At 39.8% G+C, this 12,386-nt stretch carries 8 protein-coding genes; 5 read left to right on the top strand and 3 right to left on the bottom strand.

What is annotated here, in order from left to right; all coding sequences use genetic code 11:
• Positions 1-36 precede the first annotated feature (36 nt).
• Positions 37-1,734 carry a lysine--tRNA ligase gene (gene lysS / locus JRG66_RS09705; protein ID WP_265162576.1) on the bottom strand — a complete coding sequence of 566 codons (1,698 nt, stop codon included), beginning with the start codon at positions 1,732-1,734 and terminating at the stop codon, positions 37-39.
• A 120-nt stretch (positions 1,735-1,854) separates the two neighbouring features.
• Between lysS and JRG66_RS09710 the strand changes: the two genes are divergently transcribed.
• Together JRG66_RS09710 and lipB are read left to right on the top strand one after the other, a co-directional pair.
• Positions 1,855-2,016: a YqaE/Pmp3 family membrane protein gene (locus JRG66_RS09710; RefSeq protein WP_265162577.1), complete on the top strand. Its 162-nt coding sequence runs from the start codon at positions 1,855-1,857 to the stop codon at positions 2,014-2,016.
• An 11-nt stretch (positions 2,017-2,027) separates the two neighbouring features.
• The gene (gene lipB, locus JRG66_RS09715) at positions 2,028-2,726 is read left to right on the top strand and encodes a lipoyl(octanoyl) transferase LipB (RefSeq protein WP_265162578.1); all 699 of its coding nucleotides are present in this window, start codon (positions 2,028-2,030) and stop codon (positions 2,724-2,726) included.
• A gap of 129 nt (positions 2,727-2,855) precedes the next feature.
• On the opposite strand, the gene JRG66_RS09720 is transcribed toward lipB, so the two are convergent.
• On the bottom strand, positions 2,856-5,279 hold the full coding sequence (locus JRG66_RS09720; protein ID WP_265162579.1) for a hypothetical protein: 2,424 nt from the start codon (positions 5,277-5,279) through the stop codon (positions 2,856-2,858).
• A 22-nt stretch (positions 5,280-5,301) separates the two neighbouring features.
• Entirely contained in the window at positions 5,302-5,901 is a 600-nt protein-coding gene (gene rnhB, locus JRG66_RS09725) for a ribonuclease HII (RefSeq protein WP_265162580.1), read from the bottom strand.
• 335 nt (positions 5,902-6,236) lie between these two features.
• Between rnhB and JRG66_RS09730 the strand changes: the two genes are divergently transcribed.
• From JRG66_RS09730 to JRG66_RS09740, 3 genes are read left to right on the top strand one after another with little or no spacing between them, the layout of a single operon-like run.
• Positions 6,237-9,236: a SusC/RagA family TonB-linked outer membrane protein gene (locus JRG66_RS09730; protein ID WP_265162581.1), complete on the top strand. Its 3,000-nt coding sequence runs from the start codon at positions 6,237-6,239 to the stop codon at positions 9,234-9,236.
• 13 nt (positions 9,237-9,249) lie between these two features.
• Positions 9,250-10,704, top strand: coding sequence for a RagB/SusD family nutrient uptake outer membrane protein (locus JRG66_RS09735; RefSeq protein ID WP_265162582.1), 1,455 nt, complete (start codon positions 9,250-9,252; stop codon positions 10,702-10,704).
• A gap of 16 nt (positions 10,705-10,720) precedes the next feature.
• Complete coding sequence (locus JRG66_RS09740; protein WP_265162583.1) at positions 10,721-11,629, top strand: hypothetical protein; 909 nt, start codon at positions 10,721-10,723, stop codon at positions 11,627-11,629.
• Positions 11,630-12,386 lie beyond the last annotated feature (757 nt).

The raw sequence follows: 12,386 nt of genomic DNA on the forward strand, positions 1-12,386 counted from the left end.
AAAGGTTCCTTTTTAAAGACTGTCAAAAATGGCATTTTAGAACCACTTTTCTACCTCTTCCAGCTGCAGGGCAGAGACGGGAAGTTTATTTTTTTTGCGCAGGCCGTTGAGTTTTTGATGTACCTGGGTGGGTTTGTTCTCCTGAAGTTTGGCAACCGTACCAAATTCGTGCATTACCGTATCAACCCACTCCTGCGGCACCCCGATTTTGATAAAATCTTCGGGTTTTGGCGTGGCTGCTTTCTTTTCGGGCTTCATTTGGGGGAAGAAAAGTACTTCCTGTATAGATTGTTTGTTGGTAAGGAACATGATCAACCTGTCCATTCCTATACCAAGGCCCGAAGTTGGTGGCATTCCGTATTCCAGGGCGCGTAAAAAGTCATTGTCAATGAACATTGCCTCATCGTCGCCTTTTTCAGAAAGCTTCAGCTGCTCCTCGAACCTGTTGCGCTGATCTATTGGATCGTTCAATTCAGAATAAGCGTTTGCAATCTCTTTTCCGCAGACCATAAGCTCAAATCTCTCGGTAAGTTCCGGATTTTCGCGGTGTTCCTTACAAAGCGGACTCATTTCTTTTGGATAATCTGTAATGAACGTAGGCTGTATGAAGTTGCCCTCACATTTCTCGCCAAAGATCTCGTCTATGAGCTTTCCTTTGCCCATGGTTTCATCAACCTCAATGCCCATGCCTTTTGCGGCTTCAAAAAGTTCTTTTTCAGACTTGCCTGTAATGTCAAATCCGGTGAATTTTTTAATGGCATCGGTCATGGTTACCCGGGCGTAAGGGGCTTTAAAATCTACCTGGTGTTTTCCAAAAGTGGCTTCGGTAGTTCCGTTTACGGCAACAGCGCAGTGTTCCAGGAGATTTTCGGTAAACTCCATCATCCAGTTGTAGTCCTTATAAGCTACATAGATCTCCATTGCAGTAAATTCTGGGTTGTGCGTGCGATCCATTCCTTCATTTCTGAAGTTTTTGGAAAACTCATACACCCCGTCAAAACCACCCACGATAAGCTTTTTTAAATAAAGCTCGTTGGCAATGCGAAGGTAAAGCGGAATATCGAGCGCGTTGTGATGCGTGATGAAAGGCCGCGCAGCCGCTCCCCCCGGAATTGATTGAAGAATTGGGGTCTCCACCTCAAAGTAACCTTTGTCGTTAAAGAAGTTGCGCATGGCGTTGAACAACTTTGTCCTTTTTACAAAGATCTCCTTTACTTTGGGGTTCACCACCAAATCGGCGTAACGCTGGCGGTAACGCAGTTCGGGATCGTTAAACTCGTCATAGGTTTTTCCTTCTTTGTCGGTCTTTGGAAGCGGAAGAGGTTTTAAAGACTTGCTCAAAAGGGTAAAATTTTCGACCATTACAGTCTTTTCTCCTACCTGTGTCTTGAAAAGCTTGCCTTCAATCCCAATGAAATCGCCAATATCGAGCAGTTTTTTATAAATGTCGTTATACTTGCTTTTATCGTCTCCCGGGCAAATCTCGTCACGGTTAAAATAAACCTGAATCCTTCCGGTGGAGTCCTGAATTTCAGCAAAAGAAGCCTTTCCCTGTATTCTTCTAGACATAAGTCTTCCGGCAATGATCACCTTCTTGTCCTCTTCAAATTCAGCTTTAATTTCCGAAGTAGTATGATCAACGGGATAAAGGGCCGCGGGATAAGGGTCGATATTCAGTTTTCGCAGGGAATCGAGTTTCTCCCGGCGAATGAGTTCCTGTTCAGATAAATGCATTTTCTTTAGTTCAAAATTCGACTTGCAAAGATACAGACTATACAGCAACCAATCAATTGTTTTTTACCGGGCAAACGGCTTATCTAGTTGGTGTAGTTTTTAATATCTTTGTAGCTGCCTATGAGTCTTTGGAGAGTAATATTGTCAATTCTTTTTCCACCCCTGGCTGTGATAGACAGAGGTTGTGGGTCTATTCTTATTGTGCTTATCCTTACGCTTTTAGGCTGGGTGCCGGGAGTGATTGCCGCACTCATCATCCTGAATAACAACAAAGGCAGGTAAAGAAAGAAGATTTGAACAGAAATATTGAATTTGAGGAGTTAGGGCAGCGGGATTATAAAGAGATATGGGAGTACCAGGAAAAACTGTTCCAGCGAATCCTCGACCAGAAGATTGCCAACCGCAGGGAAGGAACTGAAAAGCCGACTAAAAACCACCTGCTTTTTGTAGAACACCCCCACGTTTATACCCTCGGAAAAAGCGGTGATATATCGCACCTTCTTATCAACGAAGAACAACTGGGGCAAAAAAATGCCACCTTTTACAAGATCAACAGGGGCGGGGATATTACTTACCATGGTCCGGGGCAAATTGTGGGCTACCCGATACTTGATCTCGAAAATTTCTTTTCAGACATCCATAAATACTTAAGGCTTCTTGAGGAAACAATAATTCTCACTCTTAAAGAGTACGGGATCAAAGCAGGCCGCAGTAAAGGGGAAACAGGAGTGTGGCTGGATAGCGAAACCCCTTTTGCCCGTAAAATCTGCGCTATGGGGGTACGAGCCAGCCGCTGGGTTACCATGCACGGCTTTGCCTTTAACGTAAATACCGATCTTGGCTATTTTGACAATATTATTCCCTGCGGAATTAAAGGAAAGGCCGTGACGTCATTAAATGTAGAGCTGGGGGTGAAGGAAGTCCCGCTAGAGGAGGTGAAGCAGAAAATAAAGAAGCATTTTTCTGCCCTTTTTGAAGCGGTGTTGGTTTAAGGTTCAAATTTTAAAGTTCAAGGTTGGTGGAGTACCAACTATGTAAACTTTTTGGGCTAAGGCCGGGGGAATATTTTTTCTGTTCTTCTTTTCTGAAGAGTTTAGTTGACATTTACTGCCTACTCCTGATCACTGAACCTCATAAACCAAAACCTCATTCTCTTCGCCCTGAACCACCAATTCCAAAGCGGCATCCGCGTCGGCATTGGAGAGGTCTGTTAAAGAAGTTCCGTAAATGGGGAACCCCTCTATTAGACTGGCGTTGCTGTCAAACAGATACACCTTTTTAGCTTGAAGATCGGTTACTGAGACGTAGATCTTATTGTTGAGGAAGAAGATCTGCGGATGGGCGTAGAGCCCGAAGTCCAGGGTCACAGCATTGCCTTTTATACTGAGTTCATTTTCTGAAAGCGTGACCAGGGTTTTTTCGGTGGCTGTGATGCGGGTGTTTTCGGCCAGGCCAAGATCTTCCTTTTTTACATTTCCCTCTTCGCTGATCTTTATGATCTTGCCTGAAGTGTTCGTAGAAACAAAATTCCCATTGTACTCAAACCAGTCATTTTCTGAAAATTCCAGGCTTTCTTTCACGGGAACACGAATATTTCCGGTGCGGCTGAGAATATTCAGCTTCCCTGAAGTTTCAGGAATTACGATATAATCTTTGCGACCAATCCTTATGTGTTTTGGAGGCTGAATAATTTCCGAAGAAGCTTTAGAGAAATTGAATCCTGTTACACTTTTTCCCTTGCGGTCATACATATAAACGTCGCGCCCCTGCGTAACCACAAACCGGTAATCGCGCTTCTTGTCGTAATCAAAGACAGATAAAGGCTGGGTAATCTTATCTTTAAACTTAAGAGGGAAAGGTTTAACGGGATTTCCATCACGATCTATGACATGAACTTCATTTTGAGTCGCAAAGGCAAGTTGATATCTGCCATTTTTTAAAATATCTACCGTTTGTACTTCTCCTAAAATGGGAGATCCCAGGTCTTTTTTCCAGTAAATCTTTCCTTCGGGCGAAATGAGGTACAGCGTATTTTGAACATCCTGCGCTACAATATCCATTCCGTTAGAGCGATGGTTTTTGAAGAAGACAGGCGGAGAGTTCAGGGCTGCCGCCAGGGCAACACTCGCGGCCTGCGAAGTAGGTTTGTCGGTTTTTAGAGCAGCGCTCCTCGCCACCACACTGTGCAGGTGGGCAAAATTGTCCTGGTAAATATATTGGACTGCCGTAATGGGGTAATTAGTGTAGTCAAGTTGCTCTGTTTCATTTGTTCCTTCTGCCTGGTTGTTCCGGATTATCAAAAGTGAAGCTTCTGAACTGAGGTTTTCTGAAGAGGTTTTGTAAGCTTCGGTATTTGACAATACGAGATCATCCTGAACAGCGGCAATCACTTCTTTCAATGCTTCGGAAGTTTCAGAAAAGAGTATGTAACTATCCAAAAATGTCAAAAATTGGAGGTCTTTTGGATTCAGTAGCGGCTGAAATATTTCGGAAAAAGAATTAGAATGAGGGAATTTATAGATGGGTAGCCCACGGAATTCTTCAGTTTGTTCCGGCTCATAATTTAATGTCTGCAGGCCATTTTCAGCTTCCGAAGAGCGTATAGCAAATACTAAACCTTCAGCAAGATGAATACTTCCTGCTTCGCTGGCTGCTTTGAGGAGGGAGATTTCTTCAGTAAAGGTAGTTTCTGTTTCCTTACCTCTCAAAAAGAGCAAATTCTCATTCAATTTTTTAAAATCCTGAAAGCTTATGGAATTGAATCCGGAGCTGGTCACGGGAGTGATATTGGCCAGGGTGTTTTTTGAAGTCCCTACTCCCTTGAAGACATTGATGAGGCGCGGAAGAGAATCGGAAGCAATAGTGATGCCGTTAAGCCTGATGTCGTTCTGGGAAATGTCGGTATCAACGACAGTCCATTTTGTAAAGTTTGAAAAGGGTGTTAAAAAGAGCTTTTTAAGGAAAAGAGCTGCTTTATCGGAATTCAGAAATACAGAAGTTTTTTTGGGAGAGGCCGCTTTGAAAGCCACCTGTAGATCTTTACTCAAGGCTGAATTGCCCCGGGCGGTTTCTTTTAACAGGGGCAGGGAGCTGCTTAACAAACTAATGCTATCTATATATGTTGAAAAAGCCATTTTACCTTCCAAAACATATTTTTGCACCTCGAGATCATCAAAGTTCATTGTTTCTACCTGCCGGTTGGGGATAGAGTCAAGGTTTTTAGGTTTGAGGTTATCGCGACTAATAAATAGAAAATCCAGGGATTTTTCGGCTTTAGGATCAAAGACGAGTAATGCCTCTTTTTGATGAGGGAAATATTTCAGGATCTCGAGTCCTTCTTTAATTTTAAGGTAAAGTTCATTTTTGGAATTGAGCTTGAGAAAATCGTTGTTTTGAATATTGCTGAAGAAAAGATCGGGGTTTTCCATCTGCACTATTACCGCCGGATCCTGGGGCAAAAAATCGGTAAGTTCTCCCGAAACCGGGGCTTCGTTGGCGCAGGAAAAGAATAACAGGATGGTGAAAAATGTCAGGATCTTCTTCATGGGAAGTTGAATGTAGTAAATTTTAAAGAGAAAGTTCCAGTTGCTCGGGCAGGAGCTTAAAGCTTTTGCGGTGGTATTTTGTGACTCCGTATTTTTTGATGGCTTCGCGATGTTCAATTGTGGGGTAGCCTTTATTTTGTTTCCAGTTGTACATGGGATATTCTTCGTGAATCCTGGTCATGAATTCGTCTCTGTAAGTCTTGGCTAAAATTGACGCTGCTGCAATACTTAGAAATTTGCCGTCTCCTTTTATAATACACTCGTGCGGAACTTCTTTATAGTTCTTGAACCTGTTGCCGTCTACGATAATGAATTCGGGTACTGGGTTCAGGTTTTCTATACATTTATGCATTGCCCTGATAGAGGCGTTTAGGATGTTGATTTCGTCTATTTCTTCCATATAAATATGTTGCACCGAATAACAGACTGCCTTTTCCCTGATGATTTTCTGTAATTTATTTCTGGAAAGTGCATTGAGCTGCTTTGAGTCATTGATGATCTTATTCCGGAAATTTTTAGGTAGGATAACGGCAGCCGCAGTTACCGGCCCTGCAAGGCAACCCCTGCCGGCTTCATCTGTGCCGCATTCTAGTGGAAGTTTAGAAAAGCTCTTTGCTAACATGGGAAAGCTGAATTAAGAAGAAATGTAAATTCCTTAAATATTAAGGTAGCTGCAAAAGTAGAAATTTCAAAACAGCGGGAAAGTCTTATGTTGAAAAGCTGTGTTCAATTTGTTCAATATAGAACAACTTAGATGTTTGTGTTTTATTATTAAAGAAATCTCTTTTTTTCAGCTATAACGGCAAAATCGAGAAATTAATTTTATCAACTATAAGGTTATAGATGTGGAGTTTCATCAACTTCTTAAATAATTAACAGCTTAGTTTATAAGCCAACCTTGTTTTATTAAGATTTTATTACCATTTTTGGCGTTGGCTAATTCAAATAATTTATAAAATGAAAAGAAGATTAAGTGGAATACTAACACTATTACTGGTGTTGGTGGTGCAAATTTCGTTTGCGCAAGACAGAACGATAGCCGGGATGGTTACCGATTCTGAAGGTTTGCCCTTACCTGGAGTTAACGTACTTGTTAAAAACACAAATAGAGGGACACAGACTGATTTCGATGGGAATTATAGTATTAGGGCTAGTGAGAATGAGATTCTTGTTTTTTCTTACCTTGGTTTTGAAACTATAGAATATCCTATTGCTAATCTTAATACAATTAATGTAACTCTAAGCCCTGATGCTGCCGAGCTTGATGAGGTTATTGTACAGGGTTATCGCACCTCGACAAAGGAGAAGTCTAATATTGCATCAATTACTGTTAGTTCGGAATCTATTGAGAATCGACCTAATGCCAGTGTTGTGCAGACTTTATCTGGACAAGTTGCGGGATTGAACATTTCTACAAACAGTGGTCAGCCAGGAGCGGCTTCTGTGATTAACCTTAGAGGTGTTAACTCTATCAATGGTAATACTCAGCCATTATTTCTTATCGACGGTATCCCTGTTGATGAAAGTAACTTTCGTAGTTTGAACCCTCAGGATATCGCATCGATCTCTGTGCTAAAAGATGCAGGTGCAACTGCTATCTACGGTAACCGTGGTGCTAACGGTGTGGTGATCATTGAAACTAAACAAGGGAATTTTGATTCTCCGTTACAAATCAGTGCTACATCCATTATAAGTTGGAATAAACTTCAAGATCATGATTATGACTTAAACAATGCACCAGAGGAGCTTGGATTAGAAAATCTTTACGGGTCAGGAAGAGGTGCTTCAATGAGTGAAGAAGAAATTGCTTCAGCTGAATCTGCAGATTGGCTTAACCATTTCTTCAGAACTGGTATTACTAAGAATAATACCCTTAATCTTTCTAGTGGTGGAGAAAGAGCTACTCAATTTACATCGCTTGGTTTCTATGATACTCAGGGAATCTTAAAAGGTTCAGATTTGAAGAGATTCAACTTTAGAAATAACATCACTGGAAAATCAGATAATGACAAGTTTAATTATGGATCTAGTTTTTCTATAAATTATTCTAATTCAAATGAACCTAGTAGTATTGGAACGGGTGGAGTAAACCAAAATTTTGTTTTGGGAGCTTTTCAAGCCTTGCCTTATGTGTTGCCTTCAGGATATGAAGAATGGGCTGAGGCACCTGTAGCATCTTTTACCGCGACTCCATATATGTTAATGGATAAATTAAAGTACTTCAGACAGGCTGATGAAGAAGTAAAAATATTAGGAAGTTTTAATGCTAATTATAATATCACCGACTATTTGTCTGCTAGTATTGTAATGAGTGCAGATTATGAAAATGAAATTTATGTTCAGGCGGTTCCTTCAGAGTCTTTTAACATCGCTCTTTTTGCTGAAACAGGTAATGACAATGATGGCCGGCAGACTCAGAGCAGCCGTAGGGTGTTTAGTTACAACCAGGTAGCCTCTCTTAACTTTAATGAGTCCTGGGATAAGCATACTCTTGATGTAGGAGTATTTACAGAGTATTTCAAAGCTCACCTAAGAAGTTTTGGCTACACAGCTAACGGTTTATTCTCAAAAACTTTTGCTTTGGGAGACGGTGCTGGTTTTATTAGTGATAACTCTCAAAATGACTGGTATACTGATGAAGCATTTGCTACTAGCAGAAATGCAGGGCTTTTCTCCTATTTTGGTCAAATAAACTATGATTATGATACTACCTATGGTTTAGGTGCGACAGTGAGACGTGATGCTTCTTATAGATTCCCGGATGCCAATAAATGGGGGACTTTCTATTCTGTTTCCGCAAGATGGAACATTAATAATGAAGATTTTATGGATGGCTCTGTTTTTGATATTCTTAAACTACGTGCATCTCATGGTACTGCCGGAAACCAAAGAATTACAGGAGATACATATTTCTCAGGTCCAGATTTAGGGAAGAGTTTATTTGCTTCTGGTGTTGGATATGGAGGAGAGAATGCAATTTTCCTTAGTCAAATTGGAAACCCTACCCTTAAGTGGGAAACTGTGACACAAACGAATGTTGGTGTTGATTTTGAAGTTTTCAACAGGAGGTTGAGAGGGTCTTTTGATGCTTATTGGAAAAAAACAGAAGATTTGTTCCAGAGTATGCCAGTTTCAGCAATTAATGCTACAACCGGTATTAATACAAACATTGGTTCTTTAACAAACCAGGGGTATGATGTGAACCTTAAATATGATGTTCTAAGAGGTGGTCCTGGAGGATTTAATTTGGATGTGAATTTCGTAGGGAATTATAACAAACAAGAATTCGTTGATCTTCCAAGTGAAACTGGAGTAATTGAAGACATTGGACGTGAAGGTGGAAAGTTTGGAGAAATTTATGTTATTAGATTTGCAGGTGTGAACCCAGCTAATGGAAATGTGTTGTTTTATACAGCAGACGGAGATGTTACAGAAACTCCTAATACTGATACCGATAGAGTGTGGACTGATAAAAACATTTATCCTGATTATACTGGAAGTTTTGGTATAAACATGGATTACAAAGGTTTCTTTATACAGTCTCAGTTTAACTATGCCGTAGGTGGGGATAGATTTGATTTTGATCTTGCGGGTTATCAGGATCCCTCTAGTATAGGTACCTTTAGACATAACAGAGACTTGGCTAGAGCATGGACTCCAGAAAATAGGGTGACTGATATTCCTTCTCTTACAGCGACTAATATTAACACTTATACTTCTGATAGGTATTTGCGAAGTACAGATCACTTAAGGATCAGGTTTTTAGGTGTCGGGTATAATGTTCCAAATAGATTTTTAGAACCTACTGGTTTTAATCAATTAAGAATATTCGCCAACGCTGAGAATTTAGTTACTTTTTCTGAATGGAGGGGATTTGATGTAGAGGCTTTACAGAGTGCTCAATGGGATTACCCAACACCAAGAATTATTTCATTGGGAGTAGAATTAGCTTTTTAAAAAAAAATAAAAAATGAAAAAATTAAATCTAATTTATGTTGTCGGTCTTCTGTTCTTCTTTGGAAGTTGTGATGATGCGATAGAAATTGATCAACCGGGACGTTTACCGGCAGAACAAGCGTATGAAAATGTTAATGACCTTGAACTTGGATTAACAGGGGTTTACGCACAATTTGATCTTAACCCGGAAATCTATTTCACTACTATCTGGACAGACGAGGTGAGTATTGATGCACCGGAAAATGGAGGGCAGGGACAGTCGGATTATGGTTTCGTTTTAAATCCTTCGTCTGCTGGCCCAGCTGTGATTTGGACAAGTAATTATGCCGCTATTAACGCGGTTAACAGGGTAATTGAAGGAGCACAAGGTATTGAGCCGTCAGAGGGTCAACAAGAGAAATATAATAGTATTCTTGGTCAGGCTTATGCGCTTCGTGCATTTTTCTACTTCCAGTTACAGTCTTATTTCACAACTGATTATGCTGATGATTCAGCTCTAGGTGTGCCTTTAGTTGATTATGTGCCGTCGATTAATGATGAAGCTGTTCTTAGAAGTACAAATGGAGAAATTTTTGCTTTTATTAAAGATGATTTAAATAAAGCTGAAGACCTTCTGGTTGAGGAGTCAAATGCAACTTTTGTGAGTCAGGATTTTGTTACTGCCTTACGTGCTCGTATGGCTGCATACCGTGAGAATTATCCTGACGCTGCTACCTATGCTTCAGAATTGTTAGAAGACTACGCAATAGCCGATTCTTTAGAGTATGAAAATATTTGGGAGGATGAAGGAAATACTGAAATTATTTTTGAACTGGAACGTACAATTGGTGATAACTATGACCAACAGGGAGCTTCAGGAAGTCCTGCCGGTGCCGGTTATGTTGGAGTTAATTGGGCATTTACAGGTCCTGGACCAGACGGGGGAGTTTATTATGTAATGAGTCAGTCTTTATTAAATGAATTAAATCCTGCTGATGTACGTTTTAATGTTTTGCTTCATCCCGAGTCAACGACAGAGGTTCCGGTAATTGATAAATATTCTGGTTCTGAATCTCAACCGTTGATGAATGATTTGAAAGTTTTCAGAGCATCTGAAATGTTGTTAATTCTTGCAGAGGCATATGTTGCTATGGATCGGTTAGAAGATGCTGCTGCTCTTATTAAGCAATTAAGAGACTTAAGATTAGGCGCTGATACTCAGATACCAGTTTATGCAAGTAAGACTGAAGCTTTTGGTGCTATTCTGGACGAAAGAAGAATTGAGTTAGCTTATGAAGGACACCGGTATAAGGACCTTAAGAGATTAGGTGAGCGTGGTAACAGAGGAATAGAAAGAGCTCCGGCAGATTGTGCTGTTAATAATGCATGTTCTTTAGATGTCACAGACTACAGGTTTACTTTTCCAATTCCAATCGTTGAATTAACAGCGACACCTGAATTGAGAGAACAACAAAATCCAGGTTATTAATTTAAAATAAATAATAATGAAAAATAAAATTTTTAAACTTTCAACATTGGTTCTCCTAGCAGTTGCCTTTGTTGGTTGTGAGGAAGATCCACTTATTTATGATGTAAATAATGGACAGACTTTAGCTGAATTTTCTTCATCTTCAGGAAGTATTCCTGTAGCAGAAGAGGGAGGATCTACTACTGTAGAAGTGGCTGTTAGTACAAGATCTTCTTCGGATAGATCTATTGAAGTAGAGATTGATGAGGAGAACACTACGGCTACCCCAGATCAGTATGAGATTAGTAATCTGGTAATTCCAGCTAATTCTTTTGTTGGGACTATTACGATCACTGCAGATTTCGATGCAATTCCTGAAACAGGCAGTTCTGTTTTGGCACTCGATCTTGTTGGAATTGAAGGATCTGATGCCAGTATCACCCTTGGAGAGTATGAGGTAGAAATGTTCAGATGGTGTACGACTACTCTAGATGAGTATGTTGGTACCTGGAGCGGGCCGGGAAGCTGGAGCGAACACTATGGTTATCAAACAGAAGTAGAAACCTTTTTGAATGATAATGGAGAATTGATGATGACTGGTCTAGCGCATCAATGGCTTGAAGGTCCTGAATTTTGGGGTGAACAAATTATTGACAGCGCACCTGTAAAGGTTGATGTAAACCTTGAAACAGGAGAATTATCTATAGCAGAACAATATCATGTTACCACACTTTATGATGGAGATGAATATGAATATACTGTGAGTGCTACAGGTGCAGTACTCAACTCTTGTGAGAAAGTACTTCAGATTTTCCCTGTTTTAAAAGTTGGAGGTGATGTAATTAATCCTGCTGCTTATGGAGGAGTTAAGTTTAAAGAAACAATTACTCTGGATACTGTTGAGTCGAATGATCCAGGAGAAGGCGACGGTTCTTCTGAAGAGTAACGTTTAAACGCGTTAATAGTATGAAAAAGGGCTGCTCAATTATATTGAGCAGCCCTTTTTTTTGCTCAACCCTCTTTCTGAAATAAATTGATGGTAATCTGATTTTATTATTAGTTCTTCAACAAACAAACAATTAAACGTACACAGAAGGATTGCAACTTAGTATTGTATATTTTGAATAAAATCAGAAGCATATAATTGGTATAGAAAACATAATACATCAGACTAGATCTTACCAAAGCCAGTAGCTATACCTTAAAAAAGAAACGCGACACATAAATTAAAAGATTAAAAAAGAGATTTCTGAGGAAGTTGAAAACAGAATTCCTTAAGAATAGGATCGACCTCTCCAATTAGCACTACAGTGTTTCAATTCAAAAAAGAAATTTTTTTGGCTGAGGATATGCTAGTTTAAAGGATAACTTTTTCAGATATCTGCCGCGAAACAATATCCTCATCACATCATAACGGCTTTACAGCGTTTTTGGGATCATTAACAAATAAAAGTGTTTCTCTTCTTTTAGTCCTTCACTTCGCTGAGTTTGTGACACTGCTCTGCTAAATTTCAGGTTGGTCTAAAGGCGGGGAACTTTAAGTCAGCAAGGGCAAATGGTAATACTGCTAGACAATTACAATAACTTAATTAGGAATTTTAGATGTTATCATATATGTAAATAAAAACTCTGTAAAGTGTTTATTTACAGGGTTCTTCTTAATATACCTTAAAAGAGTTCTAATTTTCTTTTACAAATCTGGT

Origin of the sequence: Salinimicrobium tongyeongense, from assembly GCF_026109735.1 — a bacterium.
Lineage (GTDB): Bacteria > Bacteroidota > Bacteroidia > Flavobacteriales > Flavobacteriaceae > Salinimicrobium > Salinimicrobium tongyeongense.

Bases quoted from the DNA above. Each gene is read 5' to 3' on its own strand.
- lysS (WP_265162576.1), bottom strand. From the start codon at position 1,734: ATGCATTTATCTGAACAGGAACTCATTCGCCGGGAGAAACTCGATTCC.
- JRG66_RS09710 (WP_265162577.1), top strand. From the start codon at position 1,855: ATGAGTCTTTGGAGAGTAATATTGTCAATTCTTTTTCCACCCCTGGCT.
- JRG66_RS09720 (WP_265162579.1), bottom strand. From the start codon at position 5,279: ATGAAGAAGATCCTGACATTTTTCACCATCCTGTTATTCTTTTCCTGC.
- rnhB (WP_265162580.1), bottom strand. From the start codon at position 5,901: ATGTTAGCAAAGAGCTTTTCTAAACTTCCACTAGAATGCGGCACAGAT.
- JRG66_RS09730 (WP_265162581.1), top strand. From the start codon at position 6,237: ATGAAAAGAAGATTAAGTGGAATACTAACACTATTACTGGTGTTGGTG.
- JRG66_RS09735 (WP_265162582.1), top strand. From the start codon at position 9,250: ATGAAAAAATTAAATCTAATTTATGTTGTCGGTCTTCTGTTCTTCTTT.
- JRG66_RS09740 (WP_265162583.1), top strand. From the start codon at position 10,721: ATGAAAAATAAAATTTTTAAACTTTCAACATTGGTTCTCCTAGCAGTT.